The sequence below is a fragment of the Halomonas dongshanensis genome, from assembly GCF_024790395.1.
Classification (GTDB): Bacteria; Pseudomonadota; Gammaproteobacteria; order Pseudomonadales; family Halomonadaceae; genus Vreelandella; species Vreelandella dongshanensis.
The window spans coordinates 269217-285061 of sequence record NZ_JAJISC010000003.1 but is presented as its reverse complement, the minus strand read 5'-3'; the positions used below and the strand labels follow the sequence as shown (position 1 = coordinate 285061).

The window sequence follows — 15845 nt, the reverse complement described above, 5'->3', positions numbered from 1 at the left end:
ATGAAGAGTGCCGTATGAGCCTGGATACCTTGTCTGCGCACGTGGGCGACGCCGATGATTTGGCGCGTATTTTGGGTCGAGCGCTGTTGACCAGCCACTGGCTACCGGGAGATCTATTCCCTCGCGAGCTGGATGTAGCCGCCCATTTTGGCGTTAGTCGTAACCTGGTGCGCAATGCGCTGACCCAATTGGCCGCCACGGGGCTCATCGTGCGTACGGCAGGTCGGGGGACGCTGGTGCGCGACCTGAACGACTGGCACTTGCTCGATCCGCGTTTGAGCGAGTGGATGTCGGGGCTGGTCGATCTCAACCCGCAGCTGCTCCGCGAAATCTATGCCTTTCGGCTATCCGCCGAACCGGTAGTCACCTCGCTTGCTGCCACGGCCGCCTCGGCCGATGACCTACAGCGTATCGAAGCGGCGTTCGAAGGGATGGCAAAAACGGCGACCAGTGCCCAGAAGCGCCTGGAGCACGCCGAATACGATGTGGCCTTTCACGACGCCGTCTACCAAGCCAGCCACAACCTCGTATGGCGGCAGATGGAGCATCTGCTGCGCCCCTCTATTCTGGCGCTGGTACAGCGCTCGCAGCACTCTCTGACCGCGCTCGATGACAGCCTGGCGCGCCATGGTCGTATCGTCGAGGCCATTCGCCGTGGAGATGGCGAGCAGGCAGCCACGGCGGCGCGTGCCGTGCTCGAACGCACCGCTGAGGATTTAAGGCTCGCGTGGCCGGGCATTCACTCATCGCAAAAGGAGACGACATGAAAATCACCCAACTCAAAACCTGGCAGGTACCGCCGCGCTGGCTGTTTCTCAAGATCGAGACCGACGAAGGCTGCTACGGCTGGGGCGAGCCGGTCATCGAAGGCCGCGCTGCAACGGTCGAGGCCGCCGTGCACGAGCTTGCTGACTATTTGATCGGCCAGGACCCGCATCGTATCGAACACTTGTGGAACACGCTCTACCGCGCGGGTTTCTATCGCGGCGGCCCCATCTTGATGAGCGCGATTGCCGGTATCGACCAGGCGCTATGGGATTTGAAAGGGCGCGACTTGGGCGTGCCGGTGCACCAACTGCTTGGAGGTGCGGTGCGCGATAAGATGCGCATGTACGCCTGGACTGGCGGCGACCGTCCTGCCGACGTAGGCGTTGGCGCCAAGGCGTTGGTGGATAAGGGCTTTACTGCATTCAAGATGAACGGCACGCCGGAAATGCAGATCGTCGATTCGCACAGAAAGATCGATGAGGCAGTGGCAAGGGTACGCGAAGCGCGCGAAGCGGTGGGCCCGGATGTCGGCATCGGTATCGACTTTCACGGCCGCGTGCATCGGCCTATGGCCAAGGCGCTTTTGCGCGAGCTCGAACCCTATCACCCGATGTTCGTCGAAGAGCCAGTAGCGCCGGAGCACCTGCCCTGCCTGAAAGAGATCGCGGGAGGGCTAGGTTACCCGCTCGCGACCGGCGAGCGGCTACACACTCGCTTCGAGTTCCGCGACCTGCTCCAAGACGGCATGATCGACATCGTTCAGCCGGATCTCTCCCACTGCGGCGGCATCAGCGAAGGGCTCAAGATCGCCGCGCTCGCCTCGGCCTATGACGTGGCCCTGGCGCCCCACTGCCCGCTCGGCCCCTTGACCCTGGCTGCTTCGTTGCATCTGGATGCCGTCTCGCACAACGCCTTCATTCAAGAGCAGAGCATGGGCATTCACTACAACCAAGGGAACGACGTGCTCGACTATCTGGTCGACAAGACGGCGCTGGCGATCGAAGACGGCTTCTGCGTCATTCCGCAAGGGCCGGGCCTGGGGGTCGAAATCGATGAAGCCTTCGTCGAAGAGCGGGCCAAGGTAGGCCATCGCTGGCGCAACCCCGTATGGACCCATGAAGACGGCTCCATTGCCGAGTGGTAAGTGGCCGCTGGGTCATCGAATGGTAACAGGGAGGTGCTAATGCACTCGAGTAGCGACACGCGGCGTATGGCGATGCCGATCTTCGCCGATTTGAGCGGCATTCACGTTTTCATCACCGGCGGCGGCTCCGGCATCGGCGCGGCCCTGGTCGAGGGGTTTCTGGCCCAGGGCGCCAAGGTCTCGTTCGTCGATCTCATCGATGCCACGCCGTTTTGCCAAGCCATGAACGCAGCCTACACCAAAGCGCCCTTGGGTATCGTGTGCGACGTGCGCGATGTCAGCGCCTTGCAGGCAGCCATCGAGCAGGCGCGAGAGCAGCAAGGGCCCATAGGTGTGCTCATCAACAACGCCGCCCTGGATACCCGCCATCGCCTCGATGAGTGGAGCCAAGCGCAGTGGGACGACGCCTTGGCGATCAACCTGCGCCCTCATTTTTTCACCGCCCAAGCGGTCGCCGAGGATATGCGCGCTCAAGGCGGCGGCGCCATCGTCAACCTCTCCTCCAACAGCGTTCAATTGGGCCTTGCAGGCTACCCAAGCTATGTCGCCGCCAAGGCAGGCATTGCGGGGCTTACTCGCGCCCTTGCCCGCGAACTGGGGCCGGATGGGATTCGCGTCAATACGCTGGTGCCGGGCTGGGTCATGACCGAGCGCCAGCGGGAAAAGTGGGTCAACGAGAAGGACCTGAACGCCTGCCTCGCCCAGCAGTGTCTAAAAGAGGCCATTGCCGTGGTGGATATGGTGGGGCCCTGCCTGTTTCTTGCCTCCAACGCCGCGCGGATGATGACCGGGCAGGAGTTGATCGTCGATGGAGGCCGCGCATGAGTGATGCCATTCGCAGTGCCATCGCCTGGATCGCCGCCGATTGGGGGTCGAGCAATCTGCGTGCCTGGGCAATGGATGCCGATGATCGCGTGCTGGCTGAGGTCCAAAGCGACACCGGCATGCTCTCGCTGACACCCAACGAGTACGAACTGGCGCTGCTGCGCTTGATCGGCAAATGGCTGCCCGAAAAAGGGCAGACGCAGGTAATCGTATGCGGTATGGCCGGTGCTCGCCAGGGCTGGAAGGAAGCGCCCTACCTCACCGCCCCCGCTTCGCTTGCCGAGCTTGCAAACGGTGCGGTCGCGCCTTTAATTAGCTGCCCGCAGCTGCGTGTCAGCCTACTGCCTGGCGTACGCCAACTGGCCCGCGAGGGCGCTACGTTCGATGTCATGCGCGGCGAAGAGACGCAATTAGCGGGGCTCGTGGCAAGCACTCCCGGCTTTTCCGGCCGCGTCTGCTTGCCCGGCACGCACTCTAAGTGGGCCACGCTGCGTGACGGCGCTCTCGTTGGCTTCACTACCTTTCTTAGCGGCGAGCTCTACCGCCTGCTCGGCGAGCGCTCGGTGCTCAAGCATTCGGTTGCCAGCGCGCTGAACGCGGCCGATCTCACTCAAGACGCGCACCGCGACGCCTTCGTCACCGCCGTCAAAGAGATGAGCCACACGCCTCACGCGTTCACCAGCAAGCTCTTCGGCTTACGCGCGCAGGACCTGCTCGATAGCGAGATGCCCACCAATCCCGAGCGTGGCACCCTATTAGCCGCACGGCTTTCGGGGCTCGTCATTGGGCTCGAACTTGCTGGCATCAAGGTGCTACCTGAACCCGTCACCCTTATCGGCAGTCAGGCACTTTGCCAGCGCTATGCCTTGGCGCTCGAGACCCTCGGCCAGCCCTCGCAGAGCATCGAAGGCGAAGAAGCTGTGCTGGGCGGGCTGGCGCTCGCGTATCGCGCGCTCGCCGAGAGCCCTGATGCCGCCACTTCCTCCAACGATGGAGTACGCTCATGACGCTTCCCCTCATTGCCATTCTGCGCGGCGTTACCCCTGAGGACGCCCTGCCCATCGCCAACGCCGTGCTCGATGCCGGTATCACCCAGATCGAGATTCCGCTCAATTCACCCTCGCCGCTGGTAAGCATCGAGCGCTTGGCAGATGCGCTACGCAGCCGAGCGCTGATCGGCGCGGGCACCGTGCTAACCCCCGCCCAGGTGCGCGATGTTCACGCCGCTGGCGGACGCTTGATCGTCTCGCCCAACTGCCGCCCTGCGGTGATCGAAGAGAGCCGCCGCCTGGAAATGGCGAGCTGGCCCGGCATCGTCACGCCCAGCGAGGCTTTCGATGCGCTGGACGCAGGCGCGACCGGCCTCAAGCTCTTCCCCGCCGTGCAGGTCGGTATCGAGGGCATGAAAGCGGTACGCGCGGTATTGCCCGCCAAGACGCTGCTCTACGCGGTAGGCGGCATCGGCGAGGATAATTTTCAAGCGTGGCGCGCTGGCGGCGTCGACGGCGCGGGTCTGGGTAGCGCACTCTACAAGCCCGGCCAAAGCGCTGAGCAGGTAGGGCAACAGGCCCAAACGCTGGTGCGCGCCTGGCAGGCCGCCGGAGGCGAACATGGCGGCTAAACCTCAGGCCGAACTCGCTCTCGATTGCCGCTGCACGCTTGGCGAAGGCCCGCAGTGGCAGGCAGAAAGCGGACGACTCTACTGGTGCGATATTGTAGGCCAGCGCCTTCACTGGCTGGTCCCGGACACCCAGCGCCACGGCCAGATCGAACTCGACCGTATGGTCTCGTATGCTGCCCCTCTGGAAGATGGCCGTTTACTGCTGGTCGGTGAAAACCGCCTGACGCTCTTCGATCCCGAACGCCAAACGCAAACGCCCTTCTGCGACGTCGAGGCGGACAATCCCGTCACGCGCTCGAACGACGCCCGGGTAGACCGCCACGGGAGCCTTTGGCTCTCCACCATGGGCAAGAACGCCGAACCCGGGGCGGGAAGCCTTTACCGGCTTCATCGCGGCATGCTACATACCCTGCGCACCGGGCTGACCATTCCCAATGCGATCTGCTTTTCGCCGGAGGGCGACACCGCCTACTTTACCGATACCCCAACGGGCATCGTCATGCGCTGGGCGCTAAACGAGGAAGGCTTCCCCCTTGGCGAGCCAACGCCTTTTGCGGATTTCAGCCAATGCGAGGGCAACCCCGATGGCGCGGTGATCGATACCGAAGGCCAAATGTGGCTCGCGCTCTGGGGCGCAGGCAAGGTGGTGCGCCTCGACATACACGGCGAGTTAAGCGATGAGATTGTGCTGCCGGTCAGCCAGCCCTCCTGCCCCGCCTTCGGCGGCACCGATCTCACAACGCTTTACATCACCACGGCCCGCGAGGGCTTGAGTACTGAGGCACTGGCAGCAACGCCCCAGGCAGGATCACTGTTTCAGGCACGCCTAGACGTTGCCGGACTCTACACGCCGCTGTTGAAGCTTGCTTGAGCCGCTGCACTCATTGCTTGAATTTAGGCCCAAGGAAATCGCCGTATTTATAGAGCAAATAGCTGGGAGCGTAATAGATAACTCATTTCTCAGCCATGCGATGAATGCGGCGAAAATCACAGCGCTCACCTTAAAACACGTAAGTAACTATCAGTGCATACGCAACCATCGAGTAGCACCATCACTTTGCGGACTCCTCTGACTGGGACCGGGCATCAACAGGCAATCGAGCAATGAGTCCTTTCACCTCATTAGTGACAGTGGTGATAGTTTGCTCATCATAAAACTGTCCTCGACGCTTACGAAGTCCATTTTCATAAAGTTTGACGTGCTCGGTGGGAAGCACTCCTACTTTGGAAAGGCAGTGGCTAGCGCAGTGCATCTGACAACCATCGATCGCCACAATAGGACGCCCCGAACGGGCAATACGTACGAGACCAGGCACGCCGCCTCCAACACCAGCAATACAGGACATTTCGGCATCTCCTGCATGATCTAAGCGCAGAGCGACACTATTGGCCAGTTGTGCCACATCAGAGCAGCCGGAGCAGGCATATACCAATGTGCGTGGTTTGCTGTATGAAGGCATAGCTCCTCCTATCAAAAACTAATACATCAGCGACCGCCGTGGATTTAGGAAACTCACAAAGCGAACTGATGAAGGGGATAATAGTGGTAGAAACTCCCTGCTATTACGTCAGTATCTGCATTCACCATTAAATAACCCTGGGCTTGGCTTGCCGCACTCAGCATGTGTGAACCTTGCCCACCCGCTAACTCAGCCACCGCATGCTCTCTTGCCCCATCGAGTACAACTCGCAACAGTTCACTACGCCCTCGCGAGCGACTTCTAGAGAACCCTGCTATGACGGGGTAGCATTGCAGTAGCGTAGAACCTCTCCCTTGCATAGCATGGATGAATGCTAGTGCTAGAAACTGCCAACCCACTAGAGAAGCAACAGGATTGCCTGGCAATGCTATTAGCGGCGTAATCGAGCAGGATGCGTCACCTAAATAACCAAAGGCAAAGGGCTTACCAGGCTTCATCGCGACACCGTGGAAATGTAATCCACCACGCTTCTCTAAAACTGCGCGAACGTGATCCTCCTCTCCCACCGAAACGCCCCCAGTACATACCACCACGTCTGCATTGGCTTGAGCTTGATCGAAGGCATGGTGCAATGACTGCGGGGAATCTGCGATGATGCCTAAATCCAATACCTCACACTGTGCTTGTGTAAGCAGCACATGAAGCATGAAGCGATTACTGTCATATACCTGACCAGGTGACCGATCATTCCCAGGTGCAATTAGCTCATCACCGGTTGAGAGTAGCGCTACCCGAAGGCGACGTTTAACTGTTACGGTATTTATTCCATGGCTGGCTAGCAGCGCGATCGATGCCGCATTGAGGCATTCACCTGCTTTTAAAAGTCGCTCCCCCGTACGGCTCTCTTCACCCTGGCGACGAATATTCGCCCCTACTGTTAGGGCGCCTTCAATATGAATATGGCCGTTGCTATCAATCGTAACGCGCTCTTGGGGCACCACGAGATCGGCCCCCATAGGTATTGGAGCTCCAGTAAAAATACGTGAACACCCTTTTTGGAGCTGTGGCATGACACCTGCGCCCGCCGGCACACGCTGGAGAATAGGTAAACCATGCCCATCATCAAGCGCTTGGTAATCGGCAAGACATAGCGCATATCCATCCATAGCGCTATTATCTACCCCCGGCATATCTAGGGGCGCTGATACCGTATTGGCCAATACGCGCCCCACTGCCTGCTCAAGGCTTACCTCCTCTACGCCCTGTATTGGATGAGCCGATTCGATTAGGCGTTGGCGTGCATCGAACAGATCTAGTAAATCTGGCGTTGCTGTTTCTGCACACTGGCAGTTCATGAGCGCCCCACCTCGTTATGGGAAGAGGGCATTTGCCGCCCACTGCACATGGATACCGAAGGCAGTACCATAGTAGTAAAGTTGCAGGGGCGGGTACGAGAGTCTAGCTGTAGCGAGATGATCTTATCCCATGCCAGAGCACAGGCTTTTGGCGAGCCTGGCATGGTAAATACCAGTGTTTTATTGGCGACCCCAGCAATAGCTCTAGATTGAATGGTCGCTGTTCCAATAGTCTGCAGGGAATAGTATCTGAACAACTCACCATACCCCTCAACCACTTTATCGAACAGTGGCGTAAGAGCCTCTGGCGTGGTATCTCGCAGAGTAAATCCGGTGCCGCCGTTAACCAAAATCACTTGGATATCAGGGTGTGCGATCCATTCTGATACTACGGCCCGAATTCGATAAATGTCATCAGGTATGATGCATCTTTCCACTGGAACATGCCCGCTTTTTCGCAAGCGTTTCACTAACAAATCACCACTACTATCTTCATCCAAACTTCGGGTATCGGAAACCGTTAAAATTCCTATATTGAGAGGAACAAAAATGGCATCCAAAGGAACATGAGACATTAAAACCCTCCTATCAAACCTCTCTATTTAATTAAAAAATACGCCAAAACCACTACCCAAATCAGACACCTCCTAATATTAGCTCTCCTGAACCTTGGAAACGTTCAAACTTTACTATAAGTCTTTCAGCATAATGATTCTGCATAATTGATCAAAAAATTACCGCATGACTACCTCTATTTACTCACGACCTACCACCAAAGAGATAAAAGAGGTATTTAACGGAATAGATGCCAGAAATCTTACTCACTACATCTAGATTAATTATCTATGCTACGTTAGCTTTAACTTCACTAATCGCTAAACAAGACATCCTTATGACCTGAATCAAAAGGACTCAAGAAATAGGTGACTAAACTTCTCGTCTTTAAACGTAAGGATTTTTACTATGGAGCTTGTCTGTCCTGCTGGCAATTTGCCCGCTCTGAAACGTGCTGTAGACGAAGGGGCTGACGCGGTCTATTTCGGTTTTCAAAACATCACTAATGCACGCCAATTTGCAGGGCTCAACTTTACCGATAAACGCGCCCGCGAAGGCGTTGACTACGCCCACCGGCACGGCAAACGCGTTTTTTGTGCTATTAATACCTACCCCCAACCTGACGGTTGGCATCAGTGGACGCGCGCAGTGGATCAAGCTGCCGAGTTAGGCGTGGACGCACTAATTCTCGCCGACATGGGCCTGCTCGATTATGCCACTCACCATCACCCCGAGATTGCTCGACATCTTTCAGTGCAGGGATCGGCAACTAGCCATGAAGCGTTACGCTTTTACCACCAGCATTTCGGCATCAAACGAGCCGTGTTGCCACGAGTCTTGTCGATCAATCAGGTACGCGAGCTAGCCAAGCAAGCACCAGTAGAGTTGGAAGTGTTCGCCTTCGGCAGCTTATGCATCATGGCCGAAGGGCGCTGTTATCTCTCCTCCTACCTAACCGGCGAATCGCCCAATACCCGGGGCGTCTGCTCGCCAGCGGCACATGTTCGCTGGGAAGAAACGTCTGAAGGCTTAGAGTCGCGGCTTAATAACGTTCTTATCGACCGCTACGCCGAAGGCGAACACGCGGGCTACCCTACCCTGTGTAAGGGTCGCTTCGAGGTAGCAGGCGAGACTTATCACGCCATTGAGGAACCCACTAGCCTCAATACCCTGGAGTTATTGCCGGAGCTACGCGACCTAGGTATTAGCGCCGTCAAAATTGAAGGTCGTCAGCGTAGTCCCGCCTATGTCTCTAAAGTGGCCGGTATTTGGCGTCAGGCGCTCAACCGCTTAGGAGCTCGACCTGAGTTTGAACCAGACCCCGCCTGGATGGCGAGCCTTGCCGAGCTTTCCGAAGGTGCCATCACTACCCTAGGTGCCTACGAGCGCCGCTGGAAATAGGAGCCCCACTATGGCGAACATTACACTTCCCCCATCACCAACCTCATCAACCAGCCCTCTTCAACTCTCACTCGGGCCGGTACTATTTTACTGGACTCGTCAACGCTACGCTGACTTCTACCGCGACGTAGCCGATTGGCCTGTAGAAATTATTACCCTGGGTGAAACTGTCTGTTCGCGGCGCCGCGACATGAAGCTGGACGATTGGCTAGGCATCGGGCGCGAGCTTACCCAGATGGGCAAGCAGGTGGTTCTTGCCAGCCAGACCCTGATCGAATCCGAAGCCGACCTGCGCGACCTACGCAGGCTGTGTGATAACGGCGACTTCATTGTCGAGGCCAATGACCAGAGTGCACTGCAGCGCCTCTCCAGTGCCGGACTGCCGTTTATTGCCGGTGCTGCGCTCAACCTCTACAACTCGGCGACGCTGGGCGTCATGGCACGCGCTGGAATGAGGCGCTGGCAAGCGCCGGTAGAAATGTCACAGCAGGACTTAGCCAAGCTTATCCCTGATTGTCACAATGTCGGTGTTACCCACCCATGCGAAGTCTTCGCTTACGGACACCTTCCTTTGGCCTGGTCATCACGCTGTTTTACCGCGCGGCGCCATCAAACACCCAAAGACCGTTGCAAGTTTGTCTGCCAAAAATACCCCGAAGGATTACTACTCCGTTCACAAGAGTCCCACAGTGTGTTCACCCTGAATGGCATTCAAACCCTTTCCGGCGCTTGTCAGGATTTACGCCATGAACTTACGGTCATGGTGGATATGGGGGTTTCAGTGGCACGCCTCAGTCCACGAGCGAAAGGCATGGCCGAGGTGGTCAAAGCTTTCGATCAGGCTCGCCACGGCAGCTTACCTAGGGCCGATCCCCTGACGTTGATAGATGCCGAAATATGTGACGGTTATTGGTATGGCCAACCAGGTATGGTTAACACGCGTACGGTGACAGGTTGAGGCTATAGCGTAAGTGCCACGATGCCTTATTACTTTTCCTCAACATTTTTGACCTGAATCATTCCCAAAAAATCCTGAACGCTTACCCTTGAACACTACATATAGTATCAAATATTCAAAAAACACATATATATAGGTGTCTCAGGTGAAAAACCTTACACGCGTTCAGGTAGCCAAACATCATGTTGACGTCGCTTCGACGGTCAACGAGTACCTCCAACGCCACGATTGGCGCGTCCATGCCAATGCCAACCAGGGCTATTCATTAGGCGGTTTAATTCTCAATATTTCTGGCAAATTGATTGCCAATTACTGGCTAGATGAGATTTATCCCCGGGCCGTTGGGGAAGCGCACAGGGAAGGTGACCTACATATTCATGACCTCGATATGCTATGTGGTTACTGTGCCGGATGGTCGCTGCGATCTCTTCTTCTAGAGGGGTTCAATGGGGTAGCAGGGCGAGCCGAAAGCCACCCACCCCGTCATCTGTCGAGTGCCTTAGGACAAATGGTGAATTTTCTTGGTACGCTGCAAAATGAGTGGGCCGGGGCACAAGCTTTCAGCTCTTTCGACACCTATCTGGCTCCCTACGTACGCAAGGATGGCCTGACCTACGCACAAGTGAAGCAGGCGATTCAGGAATTCATTTATAACCTCAATGTCCCTTCACGCTGGGGTAGTCAGACACCCTTCACCAACCTTACCTTTGACTGGGTCTGTCCCGAGGACTTACGTCAACAAGTACCCATTATTGGCGGAGAGGAGCAGCCATTCAGTTACGGCGAATTACAGACTGAAATGGACTTGATCAACCAGGCCTACCTGGAAGTGATGGAAGCCGGAGATCGTCATGGGCGTGTATTCACTTTCCCGATACCCACTTATAACATTACTCATGATTTCGACTGGGAAAGTGACAACGCCGAACGCCTCTTCTCATTAACCGCCAAATACGGCTTGCCCTACTTCCAAAACTTTCTAAATTCGGATCTTGAACCCCACATGGTGCGCTCCATGTGCTGTCGTCTACAACTTGATTTAAGTGAGTTACTCAAACGTGGTAACGGCTTATTTGGTAGTGCCGAGCAAACCGGATCGTTGGGAGTAGTGACAATCAACTGTGCCCGACTGGGTTACCGCTTTGTCGGCGACCGAGCAGGATTGTTCAATGAGTTGGATCGTTTACTGTCACTCGGGCGCGATAGCCTAGAACTCAAGCGCGACCGCATTCAGAAACTAATGGATCAGGGACTCTACCCCTTTACCCGGCGCTACCTGGGCACGTTACGTAATCATTTCTCTACACTAGGTGTGAATGGGCTCAACGAAATGGTGCGCAACTTTACCGAGGATCGCTTCGATATCGCTGCTCCCCAAGGACTACAGCTGGCGCTGGATCTTCTTGAGCACGTTCGGGAGCGGATGCGTGAATTTCAAGAGCAGACTGGTCATATGTATAACCTTGAAGCGACGCCAGCAGAGGGCACGACCTATCGTTTTGCTCGAGAGGATAAAGCACGTTTCCCTGACATTCTTCAGGCCGGAACACCAGACGCACCTTACTACACTAATTCCAGCCAATTACCAGTAGGCCATACCGATGACCCTTTTGAAGCACTAAGTCATCAAGATCCACTACAAACACGCTATACCGGCGGCACGGTTTTACACCTTTATATGCGTGAGAGAATTACCTCGTCCACCGCTTGCCGCAAGCTGGTCAAAACGGCGCTTTCGTATTTTCGCTTACCCTATCTAACGGTAACACCCACCTTCTCGATCTGCCCGGTGCATGGCTACCTGGCGGGTGAACATGAGTTTTGCCCGAAGTGTGATGAAACACTGTGGGCAAAAATGGCGAGCGCAATCGACGCCACCACAGCTTGAGGTATTTACCTCATTTTTATCTATCCGCTTAAGGAACACACTAATGCAAACCTCTCAATATGCTAGCTTGCCCAGCGAACAACGTCAGCGCTGCGAAGTCTGGACCCGGGTCATGGGTTATCACCGTCCAGTAAGTCAGTTCAACATCGGCAAACGTGCCGAACACCAAGAGCGCCGCCATTACACCGAAGCTGCCGCCTCTCGGTAGTTAGCCTTCACTTTTCTCTAACGACAGCGGGGGAGTCTGGCAACAGGCCCCCCAGTGGTAGGTTTCCATATGGCTATGCAAACAAAACTTGATGCTACCAGGGAAAAATTTTCTTCGGTTCGGCTACCCGTTGCCGGCCTGGTGCCCATGACCACCCTTGATTACCCCAATCACCTAGCGTGCGTTGTCTTTTTTCAAGGCTGCCCGCTACGCTGCGGCTACTGCCACAATCCCACCATGATTCAGCCGCGCCGAGGTGAACCTCAAGAGTGGCAAGCAATAATGGAATTCCTGAGCACCCGACAAAACCTGCTGGAAGCGGTGGTATTCAGCGGTGGCGAGCCCACTCTACATGCCGACTTGCTCAGTGCTGTAAAGGCAGTAAAAGCATTGGGCTTTAAGACAGGACTACATACTGCCGGTCCTTATCCTGAGCGCCTTAGCCGATTATTACCGCACCTTGATTGGGTAGGGCTGGATGTAAAAGGACACGGAAAAGCCTTTGACCGCATCTGCGGCCGCCAAGGCATCTGGCAGTTGCATGCCCGCAGCTTGGAAGCTTTGCTCGACAGCGGACTCAATTTCGAATGCCGTACCACAATTCACTGGAAAGATTTTCAGCTAGACGATGTGGAACGCCTGGCAATGAGCCTTGCCGACTGCGGAGTACGTCATTATGCGCTGCAGATAGCCCGCAGCGAGCAATGCTTCGACCCTACTTACTCTAAGCCAGTTGCCAACGCTCCATCTACCACTCAGATGAATGCACTGATAAGCCGTTTGAAGCCTTACTTTGATCAGATTGAACTAAGACTTTAAGACTCTCCTTAAACTTTACCGAAACTATCGACATGATTATAACTGGGATATCCTGATGGAGCTATTTATTCCTGGCGATTAGGTTCTAACTGGTTGGCTAAAAGCCAGGTAAAATTATTTTAAAGAAATTCCCTTCTAAAATTAAATTATCATGCAACCAACCCTTACCAATCACACAATATTGACACATATCATCATCACGACAATCAGCAACATCTATCATGAGTAGTCACAGCTTTAATAATTTCATTTATCTTGGAGCACTACTGTGTCATATTCAGATTTTCTGACGTCACTTTTTTCAATTACGCCCTCAACAACCATCCATCATTTAATTTATTTCCTAGAGCCACGGGTACCTTTTACAGCCAAGAAACGAATCGTCGAACCCCTCCTCAACCATGCTTTTAGCATACCGCTCGCAGAGGGTGAGTTCGACACCTTGGAAAATCGGCGTATTAGTCTCGTTGTCGCAGACTTAGGTATAACGCTAAGTCTGACACTTAAGTCACAGCGTTTGATATTAACTCAGAAGGAAAGTGAAGCAACTATTCGTGGCGGTTGGCGTGAGTTTTTATGCCTTGCCATGCGCGAAGAAGATCCCGACACCCTTTTCTTCCAGCGTCGTTTAATAATTGAAGGGGACACGGAGCTTGGACTAACACTAAAAAACCTACTTGACGGATGCGAGGAAATCCTAGCACAAAAACGTTTACGAGAAATAGGTGTGTGGTTGGAACGCTTGTCAGCTAAACGACGCACTCAGCTTAAAAACTGACTACCAATAAGAAACTCCAGCAGAACCCTTTGACGTCGTATGGTAATGAGACCACATAGAGGAAAAGAGAAAGATAAAATTTTCGACGATTTCATTCCACACCTAGTCGAAATGAACTCATGATATAAGCGCGATACATGCGGTATAAAAATGGCCTACGCACCCTTTTATAACTTTTACGCTAGTATCTGATTAATAAAACTTGAAGCTGTAATGTCCAAAGCAGGGCCACTGTTTCAAGCTCTTGAGCGTTGCCAAGCTCGACACGCCGCTATTGAAGCTTGCTTGAGCCTCTTTGTAATGAACTAGCAGTTTCTAACGACATCGCCCCGCAAAAGCGGGGCGATGTTTATCAGCACGTGGTGTCATTTATGCCGAAGGACTCAACCACCCGCGAAGCTGACATACATCACGATCACCAGAATCACCAGCACCGCACCGACGGGTACCGCGCCTTTCCAAGGCGTGAGATCAACGTCCCCGGAGTCCTGCTGAACCCAGTCGGTTTCCCGTGGACGCAGCTTGCCGATCACCAGCATGATGACCACCAGCAGCGCAAACACCAAGGCAACGAAGTGGAACTCGTGCATCACTTCCGGCAGTAGGGTGAACGGCGGCACGAAGTAGCCTGCAGCGATCATCAAGCAGCCACCTACCAGAGCGATCTTCGCCGCCATGGGCGGTACGCGCTTGGTCAAAAGGCCGACGATCACCACGGCGAGGATAGGAATGAAGTAGATCGCGTTCATCTTCTGCAGGTAGCCGAATAGGCTCTCTTGCCCCGCCAACAGCGGCGCGATGATCATGGTGATCACGGCCATGATCCAGCCGAATACCTTGCCGGATTTCACTACCTGCGCTTCGCTCGCCTCGGGGTTCAGTACGCCCTTGTAGATCCCCAGGCTGAAGATCGTCGTGGTGCTGTTCAGCGCCGAGTTGAACGAAGAGAGAATCGCCCCGACCATGACGGCGGCGAAGAAGCCAGTCAGGTACGGCGGCAGCACGTTGAAGACCAGGTAGCCGTAGGCGTCGTCGGCGCGAATACCGTCATCGGCATAAAGGTGATAGGCAATGATGCCCGGCAGCACCAAATACAGCGGGCCAAGCAGTTTGAAAAAGCCGGTGAGCAGCACGCCCTTCTGCCCTTCGGCCAGGTTTTTGGCAGCAAAGGTGCGCTGAATGATCTGCTGGTTAGTGCTCCAGTAGAACAGGTTGATCAAAAAGACCCCAGTGAACAGCGTGAAAAACGGTACCTGCTGCTCGGAACCACCGATGGAGTTCAGCTGCTCGGGGTTGGTCTCCTTGAGAATGCTCCACCCTTCCATCACGCCCGTACCGTCGCTCACCGCCTGCAGGCCGAAGTAGACGATGACGAAGCCGCCAATCAAGAGCCCTGCGCCGTTGAGCGTATCCGATACGGCCACGGTGCGTAGCCCGCCGAACAGCGCATACACGGCGCCGATAATGCCGACGATCCAAACGGTGAGCCACAATAGCGTGGTCGACGACTGAATGCCCGTTAGCCCCGGCAGATCGAGCATGCCCTGCAGGCCAATGGCGCCAGAGTAGAGAATGATCGGCAGCAGGATTACCGCGTAGGCAATCAGAAAGATCACATTGGTGATCAGTTGAGTGGTCTTGTCGAAGCGGATTTCTAAAAGCTGCGGAAGTGTAGCGATCCCGCTTTTGAGAAAGCGCGGCAGAAAGAACAGCGCGAGCGCCACCAGCGCGATGACCGCCACTACTTCCCAGGCCATAACGCTTAGGCCATCGGCGAAGGCAGAGCCGTTCAGGCCCACCATCTGCTCGGTGGAGAGGTTGGTCATCAAAAGCGAGCCAGCAATTAGCGGGAACGTCAGGCTGCGCCCGGCAAGAAAGTAGCCGCTGGTGCTGGAGTGGTCGTCGCGGCGGGTAATCCGCCAGGTTACGAAGGCGACCAGTGCGGTAAAGAACAGAAAGGACGCCAAAGTCAGCAAATGCATTATTGCCCACCTCCTTGTTGTTGGCATGGCGATTATTGGCATAGTGGCGCCAGGCCAGCTATATGTCAGACAATTCAATGCTCATTCTAGGTAAACCGATTCAGCCAAGTTATCCGCCTTTG

The 15845-nt window shown here is 55.2% G+C and carries 16 protein-coding genes; 12 read left to right on the top strand and 4 right to left on the bottom strand.

All coding sequences use genetic code 11. From position 1 onward, the window contains the following. Window positions 1-14 precede the first annotated feature (14 nt). From LLY24_RS08075 to LLY24_RS08050, 6 genes are read left to right on the top strand one after another with little or no spacing between them, the layout of a single operon-like run. Window positions 15-767: a FadR/GntR family transcriptional regulator gene (locus tag LLY24_RS08075; protein ID WP_259035773.1), complete on the top strand. Its 753-nt coding sequence runs from the start codon at window positions 15-17 to the stop codon at window positions 765-767. Further along, the gene (gene dgoD / locus LLY24_RS08070; protein ID WP_259035772.1) at window positions 764-1912 is read left to right on the top strand and encodes a galactonate dehydratase; all 1149 of its coding nucleotides are present in this window, start codon (window positions 764-766) and stop codon (window positions 1910-1912) included. Before LLY24_RS08075 ends, dgoD begins: the two co-directional genes overlap by 4 nt. A gap of 39 nt (window positions 1913-1951) precedes the next feature. Beyond that, window positions 1952-2737: an SDR family NAD(P)-dependent oxidoreductase gene (locus tag LLY24_RS08065; protein WP_259035771.1), complete on the top strand. Its 786-nt coding sequence runs from the start codon at window positions 1952-1954 to the stop codon at window positions 2735-2737. Beyond that, window positions 2734-3744: a 2-dehydro-3-deoxygalactonokinase gene (locus LLY24_RS08060; protein WP_259035770.1), complete on the top strand. Its 1011-nt coding sequence runs from the start codon at window positions 2734-2736 to the stop codon at window positions 3742-3744. The genes LLY24_RS08065 and LLY24_RS08060 overlap by 4 nt, the downstream gene beginning before the upstream one ends. Beyond that, window positions 3741-4358, top strand: a complete 618-nt coding sequence (locus LLY24_RS08055) for a 2-dehydro-3-deoxy-6-phosphogalactonate aldolase (protein ID WP_259035769.1) — start codon at window positions 3741-3743, stop codon at window positions 4356-4358. The genes LLY24_RS08060 and LLY24_RS08055 overlap by 4 nt, the downstream gene beginning before the upstream one ends. Further along, window positions 4348-5229, top strand: a complete 882-nt coding sequence (locus LLY24_RS08050) for an SMP-30/gluconolactonase/LRE family protein (protein WP_259035768.1) — start codon at window positions 4348-4350, stop codon at window positions 5227-5229. The genes LLY24_RS08055 and LLY24_RS08050 overlap by 11 nt, the downstream gene beginning before the upstream one ends. Before the next feature lie 181 nt (window positions 5230-5410). Here the strand turns inward: LLY24_RS08050 and LLY24_RS08045 are convergent, their stop codons facing one another. The 3 genes from LLY24_RS08045 to moaB are packed head-to-tail and all read right to left on the bottom strand — an operon-like array spanning window position 5411 to window position 7709. After that, a complete protein-coding gene (locus LLY24_RS08045; protein WP_259035767.1) occupies window positions 5411-5818 on the bottom strand; it encodes a putative zinc-binding protein in 408 nt (135 codons plus the stop codon). A gap of 53 nt (window positions 5819-5871) precedes the next feature. Next, window positions 5872-7134, bottom strand: a complete 1263-nt coding sequence (locus tag LLY24_RS08040; RefSeq protein WP_259035766.1) for a molybdopterin molybdotransferase MoeA — start codon at window positions 7132-7134, stop codon at window positions 5872-5874. Continuing rightward, the gene (moaB, locus tag LLY24_RS08035; RefSeq protein ID WP_259035765.1) at window positions 7131-7709 is read right to left on the bottom strand and encodes a molybdenum cofactor biosynthesis protein B; all 579 of its coding nucleotides are present in this window, start codon (window positions 7707-7709) and stop codon (window positions 7131-7133) included. Before moaB ends, LLY24_RS08040 begins: the two co-directional genes overlap by 4 nt. Window positions 7710-8097: 388 nt before the next feature. On the opposite strand from moaB, the gene ubiU reads away from it, so the two are divergent. The 6 genes from ubiU to ubiT all read left to right on the top strand — a co-directional run bounded on the left by ubiU (window position 8098) and on the right by ubiT (window position 13741). Further along, window positions 8098-9090 (top strand): ubiquinone anaerobic biosynthesis protein UbiU, encoded by a 993-nt coding sequence (ubiU, locus tag LLY24_RS08030; protein ID WP_259035764.1) that lies wholly within the window; start codon window positions 8098-8100, stop codon window positions 9088-9090. A gap of 10 nt (window positions 9091-9100) precedes the next feature. After that, window positions 9101-10048 carry a U32 family peptidase gene (locus tag LLY24_RS08025; RefSeq protein ID WP_259035763.1) on the top strand — a complete coding sequence of 316 codons (948 nt, stop codon included), beginning with the start codon at window positions 9101-9103 and terminating at the stop codon, window positions 10046-10048. A 145-nt stretch (window positions 10049-10193) separates the two neighbouring features. Then, window positions 10194-11936 (top strand): ribonucleoside triphosphate reductase, encoded by a 1743-nt coding sequence (locus tag LLY24_RS08020; protein ID WP_427854546.1) that lies wholly within the window; start codon window positions 10194-10196, stop codon window positions 11934-11936. 43 nt (window positions 11937-11979) lie between these two features. Continuing rightward, a complete protein-coding gene (gene nrdD, locus LLY24_RS08015) occupies window positions 11980-12144 on the top strand; it encodes an anaerobic ribonucleoside-triphosphate reductase (protein ID WP_259035761.1) in 165 nt (54 codons plus the stop codon). 69 nt (window positions 12145-12213) lie between these two features. Continuing rightward, complete coding sequence (locus tag LLY24_RS08010; RefSeq protein ID WP_259035760.1) at window positions 12214-12963, top strand: anaerobic ribonucleoside-triphosphate reductase activating protein; 750 nt, start codon at window positions 12214-12216, stop codon at window positions 12961-12963. A 268-nt stretch (window positions 12964-13231) separates the two neighbouring features. Next, window positions 13232-13741 (top strand): ubiquinone anaerobic biosynthesis accessory factor UbiT, encoded by a 510-nt coding sequence (ubiT, locus tag LLY24_RS08005; protein WP_259035759.1) that lies wholly within the window; start codon window positions 13232-13234, stop codon window positions 13739-13741. A 383-nt stretch (window positions 13742-14124) separates the two neighbouring features. On the opposite strand, the gene LLY24_RS08000 is transcribed toward ubiT, so the two are convergent. Beyond that, window positions 14125-15723, bottom strand: coding sequence for a solute:sodium symporter family transporter (locus LLY24_RS08000; RefSeq protein ID WP_259035758.1), 1599 nt, complete (start codon window positions 15721-15723; stop codon window positions 14125-14127). Window positions 15724-15845: the final 122 nt, after the last annotated feature.